Annotated in this window: 18 protein-coding genes and 1 pseudogene; 12 read left to right on the forward strand and 7 right to left on the reverse strand. The window is 66.4% G+C overall.

Translation table 11 applies throughout. The features are described 5' to 3' along the window. Nucleotides 1-119: 119 nt before the first annotated feature. Nucleotides 120-1,199 (reverse strand): sigma factor-like helix-turn-helix DNA-binding protein, encoded by a 1,080-nt coding sequence (locus tag G9272_RS24580; RefSeq protein ID WP_253267928.1) that lies wholly within the window; start codon nucleotides 1,197-1,199, stop codon nucleotides 120-122. Nucleotides 1,200-1,462: 263 nt separating this feature from the next. On the opposite strand from G9272_RS24580, the gene G9272_RS24585 reads away from it, so the two are divergent. Together G9272_RS24585 and G9272_RS24590 are read left to right on the forward strand one after the other, a co-directional pair. After that, a complete protein-coding gene (locus G9272_RS24585) occupies nucleotides 1,463-2,020 on the forward strand; it encodes a SigE family RNA polymerase sigma factor (protein ID WP_171398570.1) in 558 nt (185 codons plus the stop codon). Next, nucleotides 2,010-2,762, forward strand: coding sequence for a hypothetical protein (locus G9272_RS24590; protein ID WP_171398571.1), 753 nt, complete (start codon nucleotides 2,010-2,012; stop codon nucleotides 2,760-2,762). The genes G9272_RS24585 and G9272_RS24590 overlap by 11 nt, the downstream gene beginning before the upstream one ends. 151 nt (nucleotides 2,763-2,913) lie before the next feature. Here G9272_RS24590 and G9272_RS24595 read toward each other — a convergent pair whose 3' ends face one another. Then, nucleotides 2,914-3,309, reverse strand: a complete 396-nt coding sequence (locus G9272_RS24595) for an SCO4402 family protein (RefSeq protein WP_253267929.1) — start codon at nucleotides 3,307-3,309, stop codon at nucleotides 2,914-2,916. A 531-nt stretch (nucleotides 3,310-3,840) separates the two neighbouring features. On the opposite strand from G9272_RS24595, the gene G9272_RS24600 reads away from it, so the two are divergent. Beyond that, the gene (locus tag G9272_RS24600) at nucleotides 3,841-5,193 is read left to right on the forward strand and encodes a PIN-like domain-containing protein (RefSeq protein ID WP_171398572.1); all 1,353 of its coding nucleotides are present in this window, start codon (nucleotides 3,841-3,843) and stop codon (nucleotides 5,191-5,193) included. Between the two features lie 63 nt (nucleotides 5,194-5,256). Beyond that, nucleotides 5,257-6,127: pseudogene (locus tag G9272_RS24605) on the forward strand (site-specific integrase). A 293-nt stretch (nucleotides 6,128-6,420) separates the two neighbouring features. On the opposite strand, the gene G9272_RS24610 reads toward G9272_RS24605, so the two are convergent. Together G9272_RS24610 and G9272_RS24615 are read right to left on the reverse strand one after the other, a co-directional pair. Beyond that, a complete protein-coding gene (locus G9272_RS24610) occupies nucleotides 6,421-8,685 on the reverse strand; it encodes a restriction endonuclease (RefSeq protein ID WP_253267930.1) in 2,265 nt (754 codons plus the stop codon). A gap of 59 nt (nucleotides 8,686-8,744) precedes the next feature. Next, complete coding sequence (locus G9272_RS24615; RefSeq protein WP_171398573.1) at nucleotides 8,745-9,455, reverse strand: hypothetical protein; 711 nt, start codon at nucleotides 9,453-9,455, stop codon at nucleotides 8,745-8,747. Nucleotides 9,456-9,681: 226 nt separating this feature from the next. Between G9272_RS24615 and G9272_RS24620 the strand changes: the two genes are divergently transcribed. The 4 genes from G9272_RS24620 (at nucleotide 9,682) to G9272_RS24635 (ending at nucleotide 17,017) form a co-directional block, all read left to right on the forward strand. After that, nucleotides 9,682-11,157 carry an ATP-binding protein gene (locus tag G9272_RS24620; RefSeq protein WP_171398574.1) on the forward strand — a complete coding sequence of 492 codons (1,476 nt, stop codon included), beginning with the start codon at nucleotides 9,682-9,684 and terminating at the stop codon, nucleotides 11,155-11,157. Nucleotides 11,158-11,221: 64 nt separating this feature from the next. Then, nucleotides 11,222-14,008, forward strand: coding sequence for a Z1 domain-containing protein (locus G9272_RS24625; RefSeq protein ID WP_171398575.1), 2,787 nt, complete (start codon nucleotides 11,222-11,224; stop codon nucleotides 14,006-14,008). Beyond that, entirely contained in the window at nucleotides 14,005-15,015 is a 1,011-nt protein-coding gene (locus tag G9272_RS24630) for a PD-(D/E)XK motif protein (RefSeq protein WP_171398576.1), read from the forward strand. Before G9272_RS24625 ends, G9272_RS24630 begins: the two co-directional genes overlap by 4 nt. Then, on the forward strand, nucleotides 15,008-17,017 hold the full coding sequence (locus G9272_RS24635; RefSeq protein ID WP_171398577.1) for an AIPR family protein: 2,010 nt from the start codon (nucleotides 15,008-15,010) through the stop codon (nucleotides 17,015-17,017). Before G9272_RS24630 ends, G9272_RS24635 begins: the two co-directional genes overlap by 8 nt. Nucleotides 17,018-17,035: 18 nt before the next feature. On the opposite strand, the gene G9272_RS24640 is transcribed toward G9272_RS24635, so the two are convergent. Next, the gene (locus G9272_RS24640) at nucleotides 17,036-17,224 is read right to left on the reverse strand and encodes a hypothetical protein (protein WP_145809442.1); all 189 of its coding nucleotides are present in this window, start codon (nucleotides 17,222-17,224) and stop codon (nucleotides 17,036-17,038) included. A 56-nt stretch (nucleotides 17,225-17,280) separates the two neighbouring features. On the opposite strand from G9272_RS24640, the gene G9272_RS24645 reads away from it, so the two are divergent. After that, nucleotides 17,281-17,727 carry a very short patch repair endonuclease gene (locus G9272_RS24645; RefSeq protein ID WP_171398578.1) on the forward strand — a complete coding sequence of 149 codons (447 nt, stop codon included), beginning with the start codon at nucleotides 17,281-17,283 and terminating at the stop codon, nucleotides 17,725-17,727. A gap of 23 nt (nucleotides 17,728-17,750) precedes the next feature. Here the strand turns inward: G9272_RS24645 and dcm are convergent, their stop codons facing one another. Continuing rightward, nucleotides 17,751-19,715, reverse strand: a complete 1,965-nt coding sequence (dcm, locus tag G9272_RS24650) for a DNA (cytosine-5-)-methyltransferase (RefSeq protein WP_253267931.1) — start codon at nucleotides 19,713-19,715, stop codon at nucleotides 17,751-17,753. Between the two features lie 524 nt (nucleotides 19,716-20,239). On the opposite strand from dcm, the gene G9272_RS24655 reads away from it, so the two are divergent. From G9272_RS24655 to G9272_RS24665, 3 genes are all read left to right on the forward strand, one after another. After that, complete coding sequence (locus G9272_RS24655; protein ID WP_253267932.1) at nucleotides 20,240-22,432, forward strand: sensor histidine kinase; 2,193 nt, start codon at nucleotides 20,240-20,242, stop codon at nucleotides 22,430-22,432. Beyond that, nucleotides 22,429-23,664: a hypothetical protein gene (locus G9272_RS24660; RefSeq protein ID WP_171398581.1), complete on the forward strand. Its 1,236-nt coding sequence runs from the start codon at nucleotides 22,429-22,431 to the stop codon at nucleotides 23,662-23,664. Before G9272_RS24655 ends, G9272_RS24660 begins: the two co-directional genes overlap by 4 nt. 429 nt (nucleotides 23,665-24,093) lie before the next feature. Continuing rightward, nucleotides 24,094-24,744, forward strand: coding sequence for a hypothetical protein (locus tag G9272_RS24665; protein ID WP_171398582.1), 651 nt, complete (start codon nucleotides 24,094-24,096; stop codon nucleotides 24,742-24,744). Between the two features lie 337 nt (nucleotides 24,745-25,081). Here G9272_RS24665 and G9272_RS24670 read toward each other — a convergent pair whose 3' ends face one another. After that, the gene (locus G9272_RS24670) at nucleotides 25,082-25,564 is read right to left on the reverse strand and encodes an NUDIX domain-containing protein (protein WP_253267933.1); all 483 of its coding nucleotides are present in this window, start codon (nucleotides 25,562-25,564) and stop codon (nucleotides 25,082-25,084) included. Nucleotides 25,565-25,567 lie beyond the last annotated feature (3 nt).

The following is a 25,567-nucleotide window of genomic DNA, read 5'->3' on the forward strand; positions in this document are numbered from 1 at the left end:
TCCGTTCCCATCGCCGTCCCTGTTCCCGTTTCCGTTCCCATCCCCGTCCCTGTTCCCGTCCCCGCTTCTGTTCCCATCGCCGTCCCTGTTCCCGTTCCCGTCCCTGTTCCCGATCACGTTCATATCCGCCACCACTCGCGGTCCGACCGTGCGGCGACCCTGCCCGAGGCGTCGTACACCGTGACGACCCGATCGTCCCCGCCCACGGAGAGGAGCGCCTCCGCGTTCTTCCTGGGCAGTGGCGTGCTCGCGTACCAGATGCCCCACCCCGGACTGCCCGCCAGGACGAGGACCTTCGCGGTGGTGCTGCCGCCGGCGCCGGTTCTCACCTCGACGCGGCCCGGCTCGCCGCTCAGGCCGTGGAAGAGGCCCGACAGGAAGAACCCGCCGTTCACGCTGTCCAGCCGGAGCGAGACACCCGGTTCGTCGAGCGGGCTGTCGCTGTCGTCACCGGGGAGGGGGACCGACCAGTGCCCACCGTCGGCCGTCAGCCAGATCCGTACCCCCGCCCCGGCGGTCACCCGCTCGCCCGGCGCCACGACCCGGATCGGGCTCGTGGCCTCATGACTGCCGTCCCCCGGCCGGGCTCCGGACGTCCCGTCCTGCGCACCGCCACCCCCGAGACGATCGGCGGCGAGGAGGGCGACGGGTGCGAGCAGCGCCGCGCAGGCGGCCGAGGCCACGGCAAGGCGGCGGCGTCGCCGGATACGGCCCCCTGCCCGGAGGTCGGCCAGCGGCACCTCGGACGGGACGGTGTCCCGGGCGGCACGGGTGAACACCTCGCGCAGCTGCCCGGGGTCGGTGCCGGCCTCCTTCAGACCGTGTCTGGCACGGGCACGCACCGCCCCCACCGAGCAGCCCAGCAACTGGGCGATCTCCGCGTCCGCCAGCCCCTCCCAGACCCGCAGCACCACAACGGCCCGTCGGCGCGCGGCCCGCCGTCCGCGCAGCCCGCGCAGGTGGATACGCACCAGACAGCGCCGCACATGGAAATCCACGTCGTTGCGCGGAACGCGTCGCCACCGAGCGCACATCCGCACCAGCGTTCTTCGCGCCAGTTCCTCCGCGGCACCGGGGTCGTCGGTGAGCAGCCGAGCGGTCACGACCAGCCGGGACCAGTGCGTCCGGGCGTACGTGGCGAAGTCGTGGCCGGCGGGGAGTACGGGGAGTACGGGAAGTACGTCGGGGGTCGGTGGCACGTGGGCGGTCCTTCGGCTCGGGAACTCGGTCGTGGCCGGACGCAGGGGGCCGTCCGACCTGGTCGGGCAACCGTTCGGTCGTGCAAGTAGGTTGAGCAGGCAGCGAGCCGACACCGTGAGGAAAGAGGGAGCCTGGAACCCGTGTGCGCCGTCTTCCCGGTGGGGTTGCGCTTCGCCGGCTGCGACCTACGCGACCTACGCGACCTGTACGCACGGCGGAGGTGGCCAGGTTGCAAGGAGAGGGCAGAGATTCCGGTGGGGGCATGACCGAGGACGAGTTCGACGCTTTCTACGCGACCGCGTTCCCCCGGCTGACCGGACAGCTCTACGCCTTCACCGGAGATCACTGCGAGGCCCAGGACGTCGTTCAGGAAGCGTTCGTACGGGCCTGGGACCGGCGACAGCATTTCCTGTCGGACAGCGCTCCCGAGGCGTGGATCCGTACGGTGGCCATGCGGCTGGCGGTGAGCCGCTGGCGGCGCGCGAGGCGCTGGCTGGAACTCGTACGGCGCACTCCACCGCCCGACTCCACCCCGGGACCGGGCCCTGAGCACACCGCGCTCGTGGCCGCCCTGCGCGAACTGCCCCAGGCTCAGCGGATGGCGATCGTGCTGCACCATTTGTGCGACCTGAGTGTGGAGCAGGTAGCCTCCGAGACCGGCGCGCCCGTGGGGACGGTCAAGGCGAGGCTGTTCCGGGGGCGGGCGGAGCTGGCGAAGCGACTCGCGGAGGACGAGGCCGACGGACGCGTGGACGAGGCTGACGGACGCGTGGACGAGGCCGACGGGCCGGTCCGAAAGGAGAGCCGCCGTGTCCGATGAACTGTCCGCCGCGCTACGTGAGTTGGCTGACGCCAGGGCGACCGCTCCGATCGTCGGCGGCCCCGCGACACGTGCCCGGGCGATGCGCCGCAGGCGCCGCCGCCGTGCCGCCGCGACCCTGGGTGCGGGGACCGTGGCCCTCGCGCTGCTGGGCTTCGCCCTGACCCTGCGTCTCGGCGAGGACCCGGACCACCAGGCCGGGCCCGGAACCTCCGCCGTGACACCTCCGGCTTCCGCCCCGCCGTCGGCGGTCACCCCGGTACCCGTCTCCGGCACGCTGGACCTGCCCGGGAGCGACCTCACGTTCGGCGGCCGGGTGATGCCGATCCTCTCGACTTTCGACCTCCAGCCCGGGCCCACGAGCACGACCCCGATGACGGTGGTCGCGAAGCCGGTCCGGATAGCGTTGGCCGCCGACGTGCCCCCCAAGGGCTCCACCGTGGTGAACGTCGCGTACACGGTCGAGCTGCGCGACGGGGAGGGCAGCCCGCTCTACGTCGGCACGTTCGCCCCGGACCTCGAGGCGCGGGGGGACTACGACGTCAGAGGCGGCGTGATCGCCCTCGGCGCCGAGGACGCACAGTGGTTCTACGCCCGGATCCACCTCGGCGACAGCATCGCGGTGACGACCGACACGACACCGACAACCACCCCCTCACCCGACCCCACAGCACCCGACCCCACAGCATCCCCACCCGCCCCCGCCCGCGACTCGGTGCCCGCCGGGGAAGCAGTGGGTTGAGGCAACGCCAGAGGGCCACGACCTCTTCGTCCTGAAGCAACTTGGGTGGGGGCGCTGCCTTGGGCTGGAGTGTTTCCTACCTGCGCTGATGGTTCGCAGTCGTTCGCGCTCGTCCGCCGTTGTCCGTCGGCGTTGTCACGCAGTGAGACACTCACGCATGCTGCCCGCAGCTCAGCAAGCGCAGGTCGTTCGAGACCATGACCTGAGCGAGACGTCCGGCGATGGACACGACTTCGGGCCAGGCTGATGCCTGAAGGTACTCAGCGTCGGTGTCGTGGGGTGCCTCCGCGGCGGCAGCGTTGAGCGCGACACCGAGGGCCCGCATGAGGGTTACCTCTTCCTCCGTTCTCAAGCTGATGCCGAGAAACCGCTCGGGCTCATCGGCGTCACAGAAGTCATCGAAGAGCGTGTGGAAGACGTGGTCGATGTTCTCGAACTCCGAAGGGTCGAGCCACACGTCCCGCTGCCACGGTGGATTGGCCAGAGCCAAGACCACAGGTACGACGTGGACACGGTGATTCGCCATGACTTGGACTTCTCCGCTCACGAGCCCGAGCCTATCGACCACACCTTCGGAAGGCGCTGGTGTTTTCAGGAGCACCACCTTAGGAGAGCTTCCCAAGCTGAGGGCTCAGGCACCGTCAGCACGTGCCGGCCGTGCCGGCCGTGCGGGCCGTGCCGGCCGTGCGGGCCGTGCGGGCCGTGCGGGCCGTGCGGGCCGTGCGGGCTTCTGAGGCCCGTTGCGGCGTTGACCTGGGCGAATGGCCGTGCTGTGGCCTACTCGGGCTCGGCTGCTCTCACCGTGACTCCCCGCTGTTCCCCGCTATATCTGGTGCGGTTGTGGTGCGGGGGACATGCTCGGCCGCTTGAAGTCGTGGGCCATGGTCGGCGTGAAGTTCTCACCCAGCGTCTTGTCCGGCGTTCCCGAGACCGCGTGGATCGGTGACCGGGCAAGTCGGGCGCGCACCACAGACGAAGACCAACCCGTGATCCGAGATACCCAAGACACGAGTGACGCTAGTCCGGAAGGATCGGCGTCGAGTCGGACACTTCATCGGTCCGAGGAGGGGCGACCGCGATGACAGGGACAGAGGCAAGCCCGCTGGCCGAGGGAGGCCCGCCGAAGCCACCGGGCATGTTCGACGGGTTCGCCGAGTATCGGACACCTTCCGTGGAGGACTACCAGCGGTTGTTCAGCTCCGGGCTGGTCGTCGTGGATACCAACGTGCTGCTGACCTTGTACCGGTCGAACCAGCGGACACGAGAAGACCTGCTGACTGTCCTGGACAGGTTGCGCGAGCGTCTTTGGGTGCCGCACCAGGTGCTTGCCGAGTTCTGGCGCAACCGCGAACAGACCTCCGTTCTTGGCCACCACCGCGCTCGAGCCAAGGAAGTCGGAGAGGCGTTGGCCAAGGCTGGGCGATCTGCCAGTGATGCACTCGACCGATGGTTGAAGCAGGTGCACGTCGGTGACGACGCTGAAATCAACAGCGCGATCGCCGGCCACCGAGAGCAACTTGACGAAGTGCTGCTCGCGCTTCAGTCCTTGATTGAACGTCAAGCAGACAAGGACGTGATCGCCGACGCAACCGATACGAATGCTGATCCCGTACTGGCCCGGTTGGAGCCCATCCTCGAGGGGCGAATCGGTCCGCCCTTCGCTGAGCAGGAGTACGCGGAGGCGTTGCAGGAGGCGAACCGCCGAGGGCAGGCCGAAGTGCCGCCGGGTTACGAAGACTTCAAGAGCAAGCCCGCTGAGCAGGCAGCCGGAGACTATCTGGTCTGGGAACAGACTCTGAAGGAAGCCGAGCGCGTTGGATCCGATGTGCTGTTCGTGACCGGGGACAGTAAAGAGGACTGGTGGAAGCAGAGGAACGGGGTCATCCCCGCGCGTCCCCGTCCCGAACTTGTCCGGGAGATGGTGCGTCGGACCGGGCGTCGACTCTTCATGCTTCAACCCAGTGGGCTGCTCGAACAGGCTCGACAGGTCCTGGAGCTTGAGGTGGAGACATCATCGGTTCTTGACCTGGAGCAATTGCAGACAGCGGATACCAGCGGCAAGGACGAGTGGACTTCCGAGGCACTCGAAGCACTTGTGGATCTGCTGCTCGGACAGGCGAGTGTGCAGGCGTACGCCATGCTGGATGCCGCTCAGAACGAGGGATTCGTCAGTCGCGCCACCGTGTACGAGATCGGCGGATACGACGAGACGCGCATGCTCCGCGGATTCACACGGCCGGTGAAGACCGCAGCCAGGAGACTCCAGGAGCAAGGCATTGCAACGGGGGACGCCGACACGTTGCTCGTAGCGGTCTACGATCCCGCATTCGATGCGGTTTCGGCGAGCGGCTTCCGCCTCGCCAAGGAGGCGGTTCCTTTGCTGCGCCCGATCGCCCAGCGCGTTTACGGTGAGGATGCCCGCATCACGTGAAGCGGCGCCTGAGCGGCCGCACCGCAGACGACGCACGTTGCTCGACAGGCTACCGACCGAGGCGTGGCGGGGCCCCGAACCGGTCGGACCGCCCTCGCAACGACCACGCTCCTGAGTGAGAAGCACGTCATTCCGTCGCTCGGTGCTCGCAAGCTTCGCGACCTCAGCGCGGAGGACGTTGACCGCCGGCTGGCCACCAAGGCGAAGACGCTCACCACGCGCACCCTCCAGTCGATCCACTCGTACCTGCACTGCGCGGTCAAGCGGGCCATGGCGCGGGACAAGGTGAAGCGGAACGTCGTCGAGCTGTGCTCGGTGCCCCAGGGCCAGGCCGGGCGCCCGTCCAAGGTGCTCACCCTTGCCCAGGCCGATGCCGTATTCAAGGGCGCTTACCTGGGACCACGCCTTCCTCAAGGGCAAGCCGGATGCCGACCCGCCGCAGCCTCCGCATATCGCGGTGTGGCGCTCGGTCCGAAAGAGCGGGGACACCAAGACCCGGAAGTCCCGGAAGTCCCGGAAGTCCCGGCGCACGCTCGCTCTGCCGGCGCGCTGCGTCGATGCTCTGTGGCAGCAATTCGAAGATCAGGGCTGGGATCGGCTCGCCGCTGACGAGAAGTGGGAGGAACACGGGCTCGTCTTCTCCTCTGCCGTGGGCAGGCCGCTTGACGCCGCCAACGTCCGCCGCGCCTTCCGCCAGGCGCTCAAGGACGTCGACGGGATCGACGCCGACGAGTGGACCCCGCGGGAGCTCCGGCACAGTTTCGTGTCTCTGCTCTCGGACCGGGGCGTCCCGCTGGAAGTGATTTCGCGGCTCGTCGGGCACTCTGGGACGGCTGTGACGGAGGAGGTCTACCGGAAGCAGATCCGGCCCGTCATCCAGACCGGGGCCGTCGCCATGGACGGCATCTTCGGCACCGATCCGCGGCGGCCGTAGCTGCCGAAGTCACGCAGTCGAGCACTCAGGAATCGATAGTCACGCAGTTGGACACGCAGCAACACCAGAGGGCCCTTACCGACTCGGTAAGGGCCCTCTGATCTGCTACTTCACTGTCGGGGTGGCGGGATTTGAACCCACGACCTCTTCGTCCCGAATGAGGGTCGATCAAGATCGACACCAGGTGGTTTGGTGTTTTGCCTGGTCAGGGTGTTGGCGTGCGGTGGTGTCGGGTGGTCTGGAAGGGGCTTGGGGAGCGGGTTGGCTCCCAGACGGCTCCCAGCGGGAAGCGGTCAGCGTGTGTCGTCGAGCTTGCGCATCAGCTCGGTGACCAGCACGTGATCGTGAGCGGCGTCGGAATGCGCGGACGGATCCCGCTGGATCTGGTGCTTCTGGAGCCACTTGTTCCGCTCTGCTTCCCGGAGCGCGAACACGCGCTCAGCTCTGCCGTACACGACGGCGAACTCCTGGGGCAGCTCGTCCTCGGCCCCCTGCTTCAGGAGGAAGTCCACGAGTTCCTCCAACAGTTCCAGGTAGGCGATACGTGGCTCGCGCTCGGGCTCTGCGGCGAGCCAGCGCAGCTCCGCCAAGGCGTTTCGGACCAGCCCCTCGGTCGCCTGTTCGCGGGACGCTCTGGACGGTGTCCGGCGCAGCTGGTGGTACAGCGCGATGGACCAGTACCAGTCGCCGGCCTCGACGTACTCCAGCATTTCGGCGTGGATGGCGTGGGTCACCTTTTCCCGGAACCGCTGGGCGTGTTCCTGCGGCACCAAGGGGCTGGCATCGAGAGAGTTGATCAGGCCCTCCAGGTGGGAGAAGGGTCCATAGGGGGTGAACGGGGAGAGCGTCTTCTGCATCACGTACGCGGCCAGCGTCGCCGAGTCCAGCAACTCGGCTGTCTCCAGTACCCACTCCAGGTGCGTCGACCGGCTTTCGTCCTCGTGCCACAACCTGGTCTCCACGTCGTCTCCCATCGCTTGGACGATGGTGCTGACGGTCGACTCGTGCTCCCGCAGCCGGGCCAGGATGGCCGCCCCGTCAGCTATACGAGCCGCAGCGACGAGCCGTTGCACCTGTTCTTCGTGGACGAGTGCCTTGAGCAGTTCCGAGAAGTGGGCCCGGCCGGCGTTGAGGTGGAAGCGGACGTAATCCTCGATCGATGGGTTGTGGAATGCCACCCGCCCCTGTCCGACCGAGATCATCGTGCCGTCCAGCAGCTGCAGTGCCCTCCGGAACGTTCGGCCGTCCGCCGTCCGGTCCATCTCTTTGCGGTATCGGTGCCAGGAATCCTCCAGATCGTCGAGACCGGCGGACCTAAAGGTGAACAGCACCTCCAGCATGTGGACGGCTTCGTCCGTCAGCTCGTTCTCCACGATGCGTTCCCACACGCGGCGCGGGTCGTCCAGGTTCTCGAGCATCGCCGCAGCGACGTCCTGGCCCTGGCGCGCGGACAGCCGGAGGGTCTCCTCGACCAGACGCGGATTGAAGTTCTTGTGCCGGACCACCGGACGCCACACCTTCGGATCGGCGAACCGGCGCTTGTCGTCCGGCGGCAGGGAGGAGTGGTGGACGTGGTTGTAGAGGATCTGGCCCCGCACCCGCCGATGCAGGTCGGTCAGCCGGATCACGCTGACCGCGTCCGACACGTCCGGCGCTGCCAGCCGGTCGTGTCGGAGACGGGCGTGCTCCAGCAGGTAGTCGCGGGTCGTCATCACCAGTGCCTTGCCAGGAGTCTCCTGGATCTCCCGGATCACCGACAACAGGCGGTTGTCCTCGTTCTTGTTCAGAGGTGCGTCCAGGGTCGTACGCCCCAGGAAGTCGTCGTAGAGGAACACCTGCCGAGTGCCCTCGCGCCACAGGGTGCCGATCTCGTCGACATCCTGGGTGATCTCGTGGACCTCGTAGCCGTTGCCCATCAGCCAGGCCGTGAGCATCAGTGCCACCGTCGTCTTGCCCACCCCGGGGATGCCGGCGATGACACAGACCCGCTGGGTGTCCAGGAGCTGCTGGGCTCGTTCGAAGCCCTCGTGCGGGACGAAGGTGTCGGCGACGCCCGGCAGTCGCTTCTGAAGCCACGACGAGCGCAGGTACTGGTCCTGGTTCAGCACGGTCTGAAGGACGGCGGTGCTGCTCAGCCAGAGCCGGAAGTGTCGTCGGACCAGGTCCGGGCGGCGCAGCAGCTCGGCGACGATCTCGTCCACGCCGTACAGGTCGCCAGTGCCGCGTACGTACGGGGAGAAGGCGCTGCGGAGCTCTTCCTTGCCGTCGACGGTCAGACCGACCGTCGTGGCGACGATGTAACGGTCGGGTGCCAGCGCGCGGACCTTGGGCAGTTCATCCTTGATCAGGCGTCTGATCAGAGTCTTCTGGGTCGCGCTCGGCCAGTGCTTGCACTGCACGACGGTCGTCCCGGCGGGGCCGGTGTGCCGCAGGTCGACGCCACGGTCTCGGCCGCGCGGGAAGATCTCCAGCGGTATGCCGAGGGCATCACTGAACAGATCACGGCAGACCACCTCGAAGTCATGGTCCGTCAACCGCCCCAACTCGAAAGAGTCCATGCTGTGTTCGCCCCGTGAATGCCGCCGCTGGCCTTGATTCTCCTGGTCCCCGGCAAGCTCTACTCCAGCACGGAGAGGAGTCCGCCCCACTTGCCCATATCTGGGGCGGGGAGCCCCCAGTCACGGTACGGGCACCCGTCGCCGTCGCACGTGCCCCCGAGGAGCGGTTGGACGCCAGCGGCAAGGAGATCGGCCGCCAAGCCCTGGGGCGGGAGCAGGGCCATCGGGGGTCCGGCGAGCTCCGCACGTTCCAAGACGAGCCGGTCACGGGTGAGGAAAACGTGAGCGCCAACGGCCTGAGCCTCAAGTACCAAGTCGCGGTCGGCGCCATCAGGAAGGCCGGTCACCTCACCGACGGGAGTGGGCGACGGTCCGTGCGACGGCGCAGGCACGGACCAGTTTCCTACCTGGAATGCCAAGCTGTCCGCTACCGCGTTGATCGACGGGAGCCTGCGTTCCAGGAAGCGCTCGGTGACCTTCTTGGCGTCGGCCTTTGAGCGGGGGGTCACCACGAATCGAATGTCGCGCAACAGCCACAGGTTGAGAAGGTCCACGAGGCCGGACAGCTCGTCGGCGTAGGCGACGTCCGCCGCAACTCGATCGGGCAGCGGCTCATCGTTCATGAGCGCAGCCCCATGCTGCTGGAGGTCGATCAGGACGTTCGAGTCGACGGCGACGACCAACGGACCGTGGTAGCCGGGCGGCAGCAGACCCGGAACGACGGGGTGGCAGAAGCCCAGCCCGCCATCCTCGGTGACTTCGTGGAGCACTCCCGCAGCCTACGCCGGAGTGGGGTAGCGATGTAGACCAGCCGACGCACCGACCTTGTTGGCCAGGCTCTACTACCATCTTGCGTACGCGGGGAGTTGGCCCGGGGGATAAGAGCGGAGCTGCTTAGGAGACGTCCAGAGAAACGTCTCGGTTCTCAGCTCCATGGATCGCTGGGACACCACGCGTCGGCAAGGGGTTGCAACGGGGAGCGGACTGGAACTGGGCATGAAATACGACATCGCAGCCCCTGAACCTGCAGGCATGGTCGCCTCGCTCAGCTCTCTCGGCTACTCACTGCCCGCGGCCATCGCGGATCTCGTGGACAACAGCATCTCCGCGAAGGCAGCCAACATCGACATCGAGTTCACATGGGCTGGACAGGACTCGTGGATCGCTGTTGTCGACAACGGCGAGGGGATGAGCGCGGACGAGCTCGTGACCGCCATGACCGTGGCTGCGCGCGGCCCTGCCATGCCGCGTACCGCCACGGACCTGGGGCGCTTCGGCGTCGGACTCAAGTCCGCGTCGTTCTCCCAGGCCCGCCAGCTCACCGTCGCGACCGCTGTCTCCGGAGAGTGGCACGTACGTACGTGGGATCTCGACGTCGTTGAGAAGTTCGGTGAGTGGAGGCTGTTGCACGGCGCGGACGAGGCGACGGTGGACCTGCTCGACAGGATCTGCGGTAGGGCCGACCACGGCACGGTCGTTTTGTGGCGGCGGCTCAACGGATACCACGTCGACGGCGTGACCGAGGACGACGAGCGGACCCAGAAGCAGTTCTACGCGGAGGCCGCCCACGCGGAGTCGCACTTGGGCATGGTCTTCGCCCGGTTCCTGACGGGCAGTCGACGCCGCACCATGCGTGTCTCCGGCAGCACGGTCGAGCCCTGGGACCCGTTCCTCTCGGGTCACCCTTCCGTTCAGCCCCTCCCGGTGGAGCAACTCCCGCTCGGCACTGGCTCTGTACGCGTGGAGGCGTTCGTCCTCCCCAGCGCGCAGCGGCTCACGCCCGCCGAGTACGAGAAGGCTGGCGGCCCACGCGGCTGGCTCGACCAGCAGGGGTTCTACGTGTACCGGCGGGACCGTCTGATCCTGGCCGGCGACTGGCTTGGCCAGCGCGGTGTACGCCGCGAGGAGAAGTACAACCTGGCACGGATCGCCGTGGACATCCCCGCCGAGACAGATGTTGAGTGGGGCGTCGACGTCCGGAAGTCCAGCGTTGTGCCACCCGTCGGCCTGCGTCCTCACCTTCGTCGCATCGCCCTGCAGGCTCGGAGGAGAGCCGCCGACGTGCTGCGCCACCGCGGGCAGATCGCGGCGCGAACGCATGGCGACCCGCTCCTGTACGCGTGGAACGTCCGCCGTGCGAGTGACCAGGTCACCTGCAGGATCAACCGTGGTCACCCCTTGGTGAAGGCGGCGCTACGCCCCGGCGGCGCCAGTACGGACGACGTGCGAGCGCTGATCCGCCTGTTGGAGGAGACCGTGCCGGTTACGGCCCTCCGCGTGCTGCATGAGACGGACACCAGTGACGACCCCGAGCCCTTCGGCGGTCCGGGACCTGCCGACGCCGGAGCGACGGAGGTCGCACAACGGATCTACGAGGCGATGGTCTCCGACGGTCGTTCGCCCGCTGCCGCCAGGGAGCGACTCCGGACCATGCCCCCCTTCGACCAGATGCAGGGCTTCTGGAGCGGATGAGCCCGTTGTCAGCAGTCGCCCCTACCCTGCCCGATACCGCTCCCCGTTCAGCCGGAGGTCAGCTGTGAGTTCCACCCCTGAGGACTCCTTCGAGTCCCTTGCCAAAGCCAGGCGCCTGGTTCTCGCCCTGCTGTCCCAGGACCGTCAGCCAACTCCTGAAGAGGTACAGAACGCGGTCACCGTCATCTTCGGGATGTTGGCCGGCCAAGGGGAGGTTCTCGACCGAGACCTGCTGGCCAAGGAGATCGAGGCCATAACCGCCGTGTTCCAGGAGGGTTCTTCCGGTCTGGAGAGCGACAGAGGACACGAGCCGTGGCTGCCGGAGGCGAAGAACGACCGCGAGTGGGACTTCTGGGAGCGCTACCGGCGCTACCTCGAGGACGTCCGCAGCCTGCCCCCGGTCGTCGTGCGTCGGCTGGACCAGAGCACGGACGAGGTCCTGAGCCAGTTGGAGGACCCGCGTCGCATCGGCTCCTGGCGCCGGACCGGCCTCGTGATCGGGCAGGTTCAGTCGGGCAAGACAGGGCAGTACATCGGGCTCGCCGCGAAGGCCGTGGACGCGGGATACCAGTTCGTGGTGATCCTGGCCGGAATCCACAACGACCTCCGCAGCCAGACGCAACTGCGTGTCGACGAGGGCCTTCTGGGTTTCGACACACAGCACCAGCAGCGGTCCAACCAGAACGGGAAGTCCCGTCTCATGGGTGCTGGGCGGATGCCCGGCGCCAAGAGGCTCGACATCGCGTCGCCCACCAACAGCTCCGAGAAGGGCGACTTCGGTCGTCAGGCGGCCAACGCGGTCAACTTCCCCCTCGGTCGGTTCCCGGTCGTCCTGGTAGTGAAGAAGCACTGGAAGATCCTCGAGTACCTGCGTACCTGGGTGACGGAGGTCCAAGGCACCGAGGACGAGACCGGCCGCAAGGTCGTGCGCGACATCCCGCTGTTCGTCATCGACGACGAGGCCGACAACGCCTCCATCAACACCAAGCGGGACCCTGACGCGGATCCGACGAAGACCAACGCCGCGATCCGAGACCTCATGCAGAGTTTCGAGAAGTCGGCCTACGTCGGGTACACCGCGACGCCCTACGCCAACATCTACATCGATCCCGATGTAGACCACGCCGACCTCGGCGCCGACCTCTTCCCCGACAGCTTCATCCGGACCCTGCCCTCACCGTCCAACTACCTCGGTCCGGAGCGGGTCTTCGGACTCCAGGTCGACAACGACGACGAGGACGACGTGCCCCCGTTGCCGCTCGTGCGTCCCGTGGACGACGCCGAGAGCTGGGTCCCGAGCAAGCACAAGTCCGCCTTCGTCCCGTCCGACGACCTACCCCAGTCCCTGCGTGAGGCGATCGCCTCGTTCGTGCTCTCGTGTGCCGCTCGCAGGGCGCGGGGGCAGACGAAGGTGCACAACTCCATGCTGGTGCACGTCACCCGCTTCACCGCGGTCCAGGGGATCGTTCGTGACCAAGTGGCCGACCATCTGGGCCTTCTCGTGGACTCGCTCCGTGACCGGTACGGGCAGGCTCCGGAGCGGATGGCAGAGCTCCAAGCCCTGTGGGAGCGCGACTTCGTCCCCACCACGGACCACTTCCCCGCGGACGAGGCCGAGCTCTTGACCTGGGAGGAGGTGGCCCCACAGGTCATGCCGGCCCTGCGCAAGATCGTGGTCAAGACGGTGAACGGCGCCTCACGTGACGCGCTCGACTACTACGAGCACCGTAGGACCGGTCTCTCCGTCATCGCCATCGGAGGTCAGAAACTCTCCCGAGGACTCACCCTGGAAGGGCTGACCGTCAGCTACTACCTGCGTACGTCCAACACCTACGACACCCTGCTGCAGATGGGCCGGTGGTTCGGATTCCGCCCGGGGTACGAGGACCTGTGCCGTCTCTACACGACGTCCGACCTCCAGGCCAAGTACGTCGAGGTGACCGCCGCGACCGACGAACTGCGCCGTGAGGTGGAGGAAATGGCCGCGCTCAACCTCACCCCGAGGAACTTCGGGCTGAAGGTACGTGCCTCCTCGCTCGGCCTCGCGATCACAGCCACCAACAAGATGCGCCAGGGTACGAAGGTCATGCTCAGTTACTCCGGCGAGGGCCCGGAGACCGTGATCTTCAACCTTGCTCAGAAGACCGTTGACCAAAACCTCAAGGCACTTGAGGACTTCGTCCAGCGGCTCGACGGCGTCGCGGCGGCCGAGTCGAAGGTTCCGGGCGGCAATGTTGCGTGGAAGTCGGTGCCTTCCGAGGTGATCGCCGACTTCCTCTCCAGCTATGAGACCGACCGCATGGCGCAGCGCGTCCGTCCCAGGTTCATCGCGAAGTACATCGACCAGTGCGTGGCGGTGGGCGAACTGCCTGAGTGGACGGTGCACCTGGTCGGCAAGGCCGCGGCACAGGATCCGCAGAACGTCGCCGGACACACCATCGGGCCGGTGACCCGCGCGGCGATCAACCCCGGTTTCAGGACGGAGGGGCGCTACACGATCCGCCGGGTACTCAGTCCGCCTGACGAGTACCTCGACCTCGAACCGGCCCAGGTGAAGGCCGCTCTCGACGCCACGCAGATGGCCGCGGCGATTAAGAAGAAGGAGAAGGTTCCCCAGACCCCCTCGGGCGAGCACCTGCGCTGGCAGAGGAGGCCCGACCAGGCCCTGCTGCTGATCTACCTGATCGAGCGGCCGGCGGCCTCTCCGGACGGTGAGGCAGAACCGCCTCTGGTGGGCTTCAAGGTGAGCTTCCCCCGCTCCGAGCACCAGTCCGACACGGAGTACGTCGTCAACACCATCTGGCAGCAGGAGGGCCTCGACGCCTTCGACGACGAGGAGGGCGGGGAGTGACCGTCACCGAGGCCGAGTGGCGTGACCTGGAGACCCCCCAGATCACGCCCGGTAGGTCCCGGCTTCGGCTGCACCCGAACGCTCCTCTGGACGTCTTCCTGTCCGTCACCCACCCTGGTCACCAACGCATGTTGGTCCTCAGGACCGACGCCCGCTCCGCGGACCACATCGTGCGCTCGGTGGGGCGGCTGCCGCGTGCGGCCGGACTGGAGATGAACCTGAGCGCGGTGTCGCGGCTCGAGTACGAACTCCAGGTGGTCCTGACCGCGAACGAACTGCGTGAGGTTTTCAACCCGCTCGTCACCGACGTTGCCGACACCGTCAGGGACGCCCCCGAGGCCGCTGCCGCCCTGACCGCCGCCGTGGACAGGTTTGAGCGGTGGCAGGACCTCCTACGCTCCGTAAGTAGGGACGGCCTGGCGCCCGAGGCGCGCCGCGGCCTCGTTGGCGAGCTCCTCGTACTCCGAGAGCACGTCCTGCCCGCCGTCGACCCGGCTGATGCAGTGGAGGCGTGGACTGGTCCGAGCGGAGCCAACCAGGACTTCCAGCTACCCGAGGTGGCGATCGAGGCGAAGGCCAGCACCGCCAAGCGTCCGCGGAGCATCCGTATCGCCAGCGAGCGGCAGCTGGACGGCACCGGCACGCCCGCGCTGCTGCTGGCACTGGCGATGCTCGACGAACGGCGTGGTGGATCGGGCGAGAGTCTGAACCGGCTGGTCGAACGCATACGCGAGCGGCTCACCAGCTCCGCTGACCGGGCTCAGTTCGATGGGCGTCTCGTCCAAGCCGGATACCTTCCCGGACAGCGAGACATGTACGACGAGCCCCGCTACACCCTCCGCGACCTGCACTTCTGGCATGTGCGGGGGGATTTTCCGAGAATCGTCGAAGCGGATCTCGTGGCAGGTGTCGGCGACTGCACTTACCACGTGAGTACCTCGGGGCTGGATCAGTACCGCGCCACGACCGACGAGGTGACCGAACTGATCGGGGGCTTGCATGCCTGAGCTCGACCTGTCCGAGTACTCCCGCGATCTCGTGGCAGACGTCCAGGCGACCGCCGACGCAGAGGGAACCAATCCCTCGGAGGCGTTCACCCGCCGGGTCTTCGAAGACCTGGAGCAGGCGGGCATCGCTTCCAACACCTTCACCGCTTACCACAAGGCACAAGGGCATCTGGTCCACGGATATGGCATTGGGGAGTCCGGGGAGTGCCTCGACCTGTTCGTCACGGACTTCACCCTGGACCCCTCGGAGTCCAAGCTCACGAAGAGCCAGACCGAGACGGCCTTCAAGCGGCTGCTGACGTTCGTAAAACGGTGCCGAGACGGGCTGCGTCAGCACATCGACGAGTCCTTCGACGTCTACGACATGTGCGCGGCGGTCGAGAAGGCCCTCACCGAGGTACAGAGGATCCGGCTCTTCCTCCTCAGCAACCGTGTCGGCACCAGCACCGTGGTTCCGCCCACCGACTTCGACGGTCTCCCCGTGACCCACGAGGTGTGGGACCTGGCGCGGCTGCACCGCCATGCGACGTCCGGCAGCATCAGCGAGCCCATCGTGGTCTCCTTCGAACCTCCGCTGCCGTGCGTCTCCGCGCCCAGCAGCGAGTCGGACCACTCGGTGGCCATGGCAGTCATCCCGGGGCGGAGACTGGCCGAGCTGTACGGGGAGTACGGCACCCGACTCCTCGAACTCAACGTCCGCTCGTTCCTGCAGGCCCGTGGCTCGGTGAACCGGGGAATCAGGGAGACGCTCCTGAGTGCGCCCGGCAGGTTCCTGGCGTACAACAACGGCATCACGGCGACCGCCTCGCAGGTCGACTTCGTGCACGGCCCGGACGGACAGCCGACAGGCATTTCCCGTGTTCACGGACTCCAAGTGGTGAACGGTGGCCAGACGACGGCGTCACTGCACTACGCGCAGAGCCGCGACAAGGCGGATCTCTCGCATGTGTCGGTACAGATGAAACTGACGGAGGTGTCCCCCGAGCGGCTCGCGGAGATCGTCCCGATGATCTCCGAGTACTCGAACACACAGAACCGGGTGACGCTGGTCGACTTCAGTTCGAACCACGAGTACCACGTGGCCGTCCAGCGGATCACGCGATCCCTTTGGGCGCCGGCGACCGACGGGAGCGGTCAGGAGACTCACTGGTTCTACGAGCGTGCACGCGGCCAGTACACCGACGAGGTGGCCAAGGCCCGGACCCCCGCGAAGCAGCGCACCTTCAAGAAGCTCAACCCTACGAGGCAGAAGTTCACGAAGGCGGACCTCGCCAAGTACGTCAACTCCTGGAACCACCTTCCGTTCCAGGTCAGTCGTGGAGCGCAGAAGAATTTCGCGGCGTTCATGGTCCGCATCGACGAGGCGCCCCCTCACGTCGACGTGCAGTACTGCCAACGCGTGATCGCGATGGCTGTTCTGTTCAAAGCGGTCGACCGCATCGCGGCGACCCACGAGGCAGGCAGTTACAAGAGCATGATCACGACCTACACGGTGGCACGCCTGTCCCTCGCCACGGACCGGCGCATCGACCTCGACCGGATCTGGCGTGAACAGCGGATCTCGCCGGCTCTCGAAGACGCGATCGACGACCTGTGTCCTCGGGTCATGGCGGTGGTGACCAATCCACGCGAGGGTAACCACGTCGGCGAATGGGCCAAGAAGCCCAGCTGCTGGGACGCGGTTTCCAGGGTTCGCTGGACCGTCCCCCGCGACCTGCAGTCGGAGCTCCGCGAGCACCCCTTGGACGAGGAGGCACTCGCGGGCGGCACCGATGGCGACGAGAGGGCCGGGGACGAGGTGACGATGGTCCCCGCGGAAGAGTGGTACGCGCTCGAGCGGTGGGCCAAGGAGACCCACAACCTCGAACCCGCGCAGCGTCAGCTGGCCCAGTACGTCGGAAGGCGTCTCGAACTCGACCAAGAGGTCCCCGAGCCGCAGGCGGTGCAGGCCCTGCACGCTCGCAACGAGGCCCTGTCCCTCGGGTTCACCCCGGGGGCGTAGACGACACCCCTCCGACGGTCAGAGCTGCCCCCGCTCGATCAGGTCCCTCATCGCGTCCTCGGCGCGGCGGAGCACGATCCGTCCGTCTCCGTCACTGAACGCGATGAGGGCGGCCTCCGGCGCGATGCCCGCCTCCGCTAGCAGGCTCATGGGGAGTTCGATCCGGCCCTGGCTGTCGATCCGGAGTTCAGATGGTTCCCTAAGCATGGGGAGAGTGTGGCACCCTCCGCACGCCCAGATCTGCCGACGGCGGGACAACGAGCATGGCAACGGGAGACGACACGGCGGGCACCGGTTGGGTCAGCACCGAGAAGAGCGGTCACCTGCGCGGGCGGCGCGTACGTGACACCGCTCCGGAGGTCGCTCTCCGACGCGCTGTGCACCGGCTCGGGCTGAGGTTCCGACTTCAGCGCCGGGTGGCTGCTCGCTGCAGAGCGGACTTCGTCCTGCCCAGGTACCGCGTCGCCGTCTTCGTCGACGGGTGCTTCTGGCACGGCTGCCCTGTACACGGGCCTGCGGACTTCCGGGGCCCGAACGCCCCGCTGTGGAGGGACAAGATCGAGACGAACAGAGCGCGGGACCGCCGCAACACCAAGGCGGCCGAGTCAGAGGACTGGACCGTGGTCCGCGTTTGGGAGTGCGAGATCCGCACCGATGTCGAGCAGGCCGCGCTCAGGGTGTACAAAGCTTGCACCGAGCAGCCCTCCTGATCGTCTCTTCCAGCGTGCTCCCCCTACGCCGATGTCTGCTTCCCATCTCCGCGCTTCTTGACCTCTGATTCCCCGTTGCCCTTTGTGGTCATTGAGACGTCTGAGGCGTCGGACTTCCGCTTGCAGTGTTTACTCAACGGGCATTCGGAGCAGATCGGTTCACGCGCGCTGCAGACGGTGTTGCTGATGAGACGCAACGCAGCCATGCGGAGCGGTGCGTCCTCGCCCCCGGCGCCCACGAGCCTCACCAGGTTGACCCGGCCGTCACTGAGTCTGTTCGTACGGTCTGCGTCGCTGTCGTTCAGGCGTGCGGCAACCCGTAGCGCCCCCTGGCCCACCCAGAGGAGGTCCTCGCCCACCAGCAGGCGATAGAGCGACGCTTCGGCCGGCTTGAGGGCGAGGCGCTTGGGAATCTCAAGACGCCTGTTCTCCTGCCAGGCGGCTACATCGTCGACGAGGGGAGCAAGCCGTTCCAGTCGTGTCCTGACCTTCTCGGAGGGGGCTGCTTCCAAGAGATTCTGGAAGGCTTTGGACGTGAGGGTCTTGCGCCATCTCACGTCCTTCAGGATTTCGTCCAGTTGGGCTGCCGACGGTTTGGCGCCGGAGAGAAGCGCAATCACGGCTGCCGCGAGCTGCGACATCTGCTCGCCGGGGAGGTGGCACCAGTCGTCGCCGTTCCGCCTCTCCCGGGCCCAGGCCACCAGCTCCTCCCTGACCTGCCGCCAATGCGGCTGTAGTCCTCCGAGCTGTGCCTGCACGCCTTCCATGGGTGCGAGTGCCTCGGCTGCTGCCTTGCCCAGCAGCGGTGGCACCGCATTTCCGATCTGCCGGAAGGCGTCGCTACGGGTGCCGGCGAACCGGAACCAGTCCGGGAACGTCTGCACCCGGGCCGCCTCACGCACAGTGAGTGTTCGGGGCTCGTCTGGGTGGATGTACCAGTAGCCGTCCTTGGCGATATGCGCAGTGATGGAACGGCTGCGCTCGCCCCAGGCCAGCTTCTTGTACTTGTCCGTGAAGTTCTCGGCACTGTAGCGACGGAACTCTTCCGGAATATCCGAGTACAGGGTCTTGGAGTCCATGTGCTCGGAGAAGATCTTCCAGTCGTCGTCTCGGACCCGGCGCGTCATGTGGTCCCAGACAAGCCCCTCCGGGGCGCCCTTACGCATCATCTCCACGAAGGCGGAGGGAGCCTCTGGCATGCGGTAGGGCATCTCTCGTTTGCCGACGCGTTCCGTGGGCTGCGGATTGAGGCCGGGAAGGTCGCCGATCGCCTCACGGAGGTTGGTGAAGCCGTCCTGCTTCGGCTGCCAGTCGAAGCGCTCGACGTCGTTCCTCGCGAGCAGGATCAGGCGCTTCCGGTGCTGCGGAACACCGTAGTGCCAGGCGTCGACAAGGCGGACCTGCGTGGCGTACCCAAGATCCTCCAGATGCTGCTCGATCGTGCGCACCACGAAGAAGTCGTCTCCGAGCCCCATGTCTGGCACGTTCTCCATGAGGATGGCCCGGGGCCTGACACGCGTCACAACGTCCATGTAGGCGCGCCACAGTTCCTTGCGAAGATCCTCCGGGTCCCGCTTGTGGTTCGTCACAAGATCCCGGATCTTGCTGCGTCCGGCGCGGCTGAAGGGCTGGCAGGGAGGCCCGCCTGCGATCAGGTCGATGTCAGCAGTCTTCAGGAGCTCAACCAAGCGGTCACGCTCGTCAGGGTTACCGAGGTCCATGTGGAGACTCATGCCGGGAAAGTTCGCCGCATGGGTCTCCAGAGCGCGCTCGTCGAAGTCGACGGCAGCCGCGACCGTCCAACCCGCCTGCTTCACGCCGTAGCTCAGACCACCGGCTCCGGAGAAAAGGTCGACGGCGAGCCGCTTGCCCTTACCGTGGGTCTTCAGCCATTTCCGGAAGTCCTCCGGAGAGCAGCTCTCCTCGTGCCGTTCGAGCGGAAGGTAGTCGCTCCGCTCCAGGGGTACGCCGTACTTCCCCTTCTCCACAGCACAACCTCCAACACGCACGAGACGAACGAGCACCAGGAGATCACGGACACACTCGCGGAAGCAACAATTCCGACGAGGTCGAGCCTCCCGAACACCCGGCATCCACCTGGCTCGATCCGCCAGTGGGCTTCATGATCGGTAAGGTTCGCCCACTGTGTCTTCGAGATGATGTTTCTGGCACACCCTTGAAATGATCGATCGTACGGGATGCCACCGACAGCTCGATCAGGGGCCTCGCGCACAACCGTCCCGTTCCACCCGTTACGCCCCAACGGATCCGCCCGCCAGAAGGCACGCCCGAGTGATTCATTTCCCTGGTTGGCGCCGCTCTAGAGCGGTTTTCAGCCACTCCTGAGCAAGGATGTCCTCAGCCGCACGGCTACGCACGGGCCGTCATCCGCAACGTCGATAGAATCTGCCTCCGTCCCGCCGCGCTGAGGGCTGGACCGGAACGGACCGAAAGTGGGGCCCAGTTGGATTCGGAGGGCACGGAAGCGTATCTCCGGCCGCGCGCGCGGTTGATGAGCACCTTGGGCGAGGAACTGATCAGCAACGAGCGTGTGGCGCTCACCGAACTGGTGAAGAACTCCTACGACGCTGATGCCAGCCTCGTACTGATCCGCTTCAACCCACCGCTCGAGGAGGGGCAAGGCTCGATCGAAGTGTGGGACGACGGGCACGGTATGTCCCCGGACACGGTGCGCGGTACCTGGATGGAGATCGCCACTCCGCACAGGCACCGGAACCACCGCAGCGAGTCGGGCGGGCGGCGTGTGCTCGGAGCCAAGGGCATCGGTCGGTTCGCAGCCGCCCGCTTGGCCCATGTCACTACCATCACCACGCGACGTGTCAACGAGCCAGAGGTCACCCTCCGGATCAACTGGGGCAACTTCACGCAGGGTGACGCCTACCTGGACGAGGTTCCGGTCACCTGGTCCACAGCCTCGCCGTCCGTCTTCGCCGTGGGCGGCGAGGCGGAGCGGAACTTCGCCGAGGTCGTCAGGGGGTTCCAGACAGCTTCGGCCGGCGCGTCGGTTGGTCACGGAACCGTAGCCCGACTCGAGAAGCTACGGATGCCCTGGGGGCCCGACGCCGTCGAGGCCCTCAAGCGCTCCCTGTCACGGCTCCTGCCCCCGCCGCCTCCCGCTGAGTTGTCGGTGCCGGACCAGCCGGAGTTCGCCATCTACGTAGACACCCCTGACGGTCCGCTCCGCCACCACGCCGGCTTCGTGGCCGCCAGCGAGACACTGGCCCACCCGCTCTACCGGCTCGTCGGCACTGTGGACGCCGTCGGGAACGCGCACCTGGCCGTCTACGCCAGCGGGGACGAGCCCGTGGAGGTCGTCGAGGAGAACCTCCGGAAGGACTCGGACAGGCCGTCCTGCGGACCACTGAAGCTGGACTTCCGCGTATGGGACCTGGAGAAGTCGGCGCTGGAGCCGCTCTTCCACATCGACACCGGGTCGAAGAACCTCACCGAGGTGCGGAAGCTCATCCGGGACAACAGCGGCGTGGCCCTGTACCGGGACGGGTTCCGTGTCCAGCCGTTCGGCGAACCGGGCTACGACTGGCTCGGGTTCGACCAGCGACGTGTCAACAACCCGACGATGCGACTGTCCAACAACCAGGTTGCCGGATTCGTCTACATCTCGGCGGACGAGAACCCGGGCCTCCAGGACCGGTCGCACCGGGAAGGGCTGATCGACAGTCCGGAGTACGAGGAACTGAAGACGGTCATACTGCAGGCGATCTCGAAACTCGAGATCCAGCGCTACAAGTTGCGCCGCCCGGAATCCGCGGTGAAGACGACGAGCCAACTCCTGGTCAGCCCGCCCCAAGCGGGAGGCCACGGAGTCTTCCAGAGCTTCAACTTGGATCCGCTACGGCAGGTCGCCACCGAACGGTATCCGAACGATGTCGTCCTGGGACGCGCCATCGAGGAAGCCACGGCGACGATCAACGAAGGTGTGCGCAAGGTCCAGGAGATCATCTCCCAGTTCTCCCGGCTCGCGACGCTGGGCACCCTCGTCGACGTCGTGCTCCACGACGGCCGGACCGCACTGGCCCGCATCGCATTCGACCTTCGTCGACTCAGGAAGATCACGGGGAAGGTCGAGGTCCACGACACGGACCTATCCGGCGCGCTCGGAGAGCTGCACACGGATTTCACCGCGCAGGAGAGGGCTCTCGACCGGCTGTTCACCCGCATCGAGCCCCTCAGCGGTCGGCAGCGTGGGCGTCCCCGCGAACTCTCGCTTCACCAGAGCATCTCCGAAGCTGTCTCCGTGCTGGAATCCGAGATCGCCAAGCACGGTGTGATCGTGACTATCGGCGGGGAGGACGTGACGGTCACGGCCGAGCCGGGTGACATCAGGACGCTCGTGCTCAATCTCGTGAACAACGCGGTGTATTGGCTGTCAACGACGCCCAGCGAGACGGAACGCGAGATCCTTATCGAGACCGAGCGCGCCCAAGAGGGCGAAGCCGACGTGGTGGACATCACGGTCAGCGACAGCGGGCCCGGGGTGCGCGAGGAGATCAAGGACCTGATCTTCGACACCTATTTCAGTGACAAGCCGGACGGTATCGGTCTCGGCCTCAGCATCGCGGGCAGCGTCGTGAAGGATTTCTACGACGGTGACCTGTGGCTGGTAAGCCCCGGCGCCCTCTCCGGCGCGAGTTTCCGGGCACGACTGCGAAGGAGAGTTGGGTGACGACGCCGGACGTTGCGTACCGCGTACTCATCGTCGATGACGACGCCAAGATGACCGAGGACCTCCGGGAACTCCTCGCCGACGAGCTCACGGACCTGGGGGGCATCGAGTTCGAGGTCGAGCAGGACTTCGCCAGCGCGGAGGAGCGACTGAACCACGAGGACTTCGACTTGGTCATCCTCGATGTCCGGGATGCCGCTGACGGCAGCCCGTCTGCGGATATAGAAGGACGCGGACGTGAGCTCTACAAGAAGATCGCCAGCGTCAGGTGGGTACCGGTGGTCTTCTTCACCGGCGTCCCTCAGCAGGTGCGTGCCTTGGAGGAGCCTCCTCTCATCCGTGTGGTGACGAAGAACGCTTTGGACGACATCGCCCCTGCGGTCCGAGAGGGGCTGCTTTCAGGCGTGCCGGCGTTGACGCGTCGCATCTCCGGTCTGGTCGAGCGCCAGGTCCGCGATTTCATGCGCGACGTCGTTGCACCGCACTGGAACGAGATGGCGGCCGCCGACCCGAACGAGATCGCTCCCGTCATCGTCAACCGCCTCGCGGCCTGGCTCAGGGAGAACGGTCTCCGCGAGCTGGATCGCGTCGTGGACGGCGACCTCGTCGCAATAACAGGGCGGTCCGCGGCAGCACGCGTCTATCTGATGCCTCCTGTGACCCACCACCTCACGGCGACCGACCTCCTCGTCGATCCCCAAGGCGGTTGGTGGCTGGTCATCACCCCAGCGTGTGACCTCTACGAGGACCATCCGGACGCGAAGGTTGAGAAGCCTCGCAAGGCGAAGGTCCAGTACGTACACCTGGCCAAGGCGGACCGCGTGTTCACCGACGACGGGGACGGCTCTGAGTCCCCGCCCATCACCGCCTGGCTGTCGAGCGCCAAGAGCAACAAGGATAAGGGCCCCGCTCAGCGTGCCTTCAGGGTCGATGACAACCGCTATCGTGCACTCCCTCGCTATCTCGACGTCCCGGACTTGGTGATCGACTTCGAGAACGTCAGATCGGTATCGCTTGATGAGGCACGGGATTGGAAGAGGGTCGCCACGCTGGACAGCCCCTTTTCTGAATCAATGCTGATTGCGTACAGCCGATCCGTTGGCCGCATCGGGACGCCGGACCTCAGTTTCGACGACGTACAGGTGCGGCTCGGGCTCGCGAAGCCGAAATCCGAGCCTGTTCCCATTCAACCGTCCTCCAGCCCGCCGAACGGCGCGGTGCTCAACCCCTGAGTTCCGCACCGTTTGGCCCTTAGGGCCCGGAACCGTCATCTCAGTGGTGCTGTGAGGATGGGATCGGGATTCACTCTGCCATCCACTGGTGCGCCGTCCACGGCACCCGCACAAGCACGGCTGCGCCGTCCCAGTGGCGATGTTCTGAAGCCTTAGGTGGCCGACGCGCGTCGGCTCCTCTGAACGTGCGGAGGAGTTCCTGGGGGTTCCCACTCCTGCGTGGGCGATCACCGGGTTGCTCTTCTGTGACGACGTCAACTGCGCCCCGTTGATGGTTGGTTGATGGAACCCAGGTAGCGGGCGAGAGGGAGCTGGGCTAGACCGAGCGCCCCGTTGCGACTGGCTTGGATATGTCGCCAGCTCCCGTCCGCTGTCAGTGCCGTGAGACATGATTGGAGGCATGATTCCTTCGGTCGGTTAGGAGCCTCCGTGATCCCAGTTGTGGACATAGAGATTGACCCCACGTTTCCCGCCAACGTGGCACTCGGTCTACCCCCCGAGGACGAGATCGATGAAGAGGGGTACGGTTTCTTTCGGGGCGTCTGGGACATCGGCGACGTGAGCCACGAGGAAGCCGTCATCATGGTCAAAGAGGAACGGCGCCTTGCCAGCCTGGTTGACCTTGCCGCGTCAACTCACGCTGACTTCGAGGCAATCGCCAGAGCCTTGGAGGCCAACGACCCGGACTGTCTGCCAGCAGGTTTTGCCGCCGAGCATCCCGAGAGCGAGATAGTCGAACTCGTTGGGGGCGGCTATGACGCCGAACCGCTTCTCGGCTCCTTGGAGCTTGGCGTGGCGGGTCTCTCGTACGCCCTCACATCCGTTGGTTGCTTCACTGCAGCAAGCTGCCGGAGTCACCTGTCCCATCACTCATGGTCTGAACGTCCCATCGTCTACTTCGCAGCGGAGCGCCCGACCGCCCACTGGCTGACACCGTTGGTTCGCGACACCGGGTGCGGATTCGGGGATGGCAGCGGCCACGGACGGTTGTTGTTCGTGGAAGCGCCGTCGATCGCGAACTTCATGGACTTGGCCGACCGGATAGTCGGTCAGGTGGAGCGACAGTCACCTCGTAGGTGAGTAGCTGTTGTTGTACCGGACCTGAGCTTGTTGTTTTGATCTCCGCGTACGAGCCTCGTTCGGAACGCGGAGGTCAAGAAACAAGCTAAGCCCCCCAACAAGCTCCAAGTCTTCGTCTGTGGGTGGAGGTATGCGGGAGGGGGTCTGACCTGCGGTGGGGCGGAGGCCGGTGAGCCCATTGAACGCGCCCGGATGCCCACGAACGAGACCACCGATCCGTGGGTTCTGCCTGGTTAACGGGCTCCCAGGGCCTCGGAGAAGGCTGCGATGATCGTTTCCCGTTGAATGGTGGTGCTGTGTACCCGTGCCACACGGTTGAGCGGGCAGCGTTCCCTGACTACTGTGCTGTTTCCGGCGCCGATCCGTGTTCCAGGTAGGCGGTTATGCCGTGGGCGCGGGCCTGGATCCCGGCGGTGATCCGGCGTACGAGGCGGGGGATACTGAGCTCTGGCAGTTGCTCGGCGTGGTGGAAGTCGTAGCTGCGGAGCTCGTCGGCTTGCAGCGCGATCTGCTGGCGTTGGTCCGCGCTGAGACGGCCGCCGTCGAAGAGGTAAAGGACCTTGTCTCCCTCTCCTGGATTCGGTGCCCAGTCCACGACGAGCAGGCGGCCGATGTGTGGCTTGATACCCAGCTCTTCGTGGACTTCGCGTACGCAGGCTTGTCGGGGAGACTCCCCATGCTCGACGTATCCGCCGGGGATGTCGCGGTAGTCCTTGTACGAGGGTTCGACGAGCAGGACTCGGTCGGCGTCGTCGAAGAAGAGTGCGCCGGCTGCCATGCGCGGGTGGGCCATCTTCGCTTCGTGCTCGTTCTCACTCACGGG

The organism is Streptomyces asoensis, from assembly GCF_013085465.1.
Taxonomy (GTDB): Bacteria; Actinomycetota; Actinomycetes; order Streptomycetales; family Streptomycetaceae; genus Streptomyces; species Streptomyces cacaoi_A.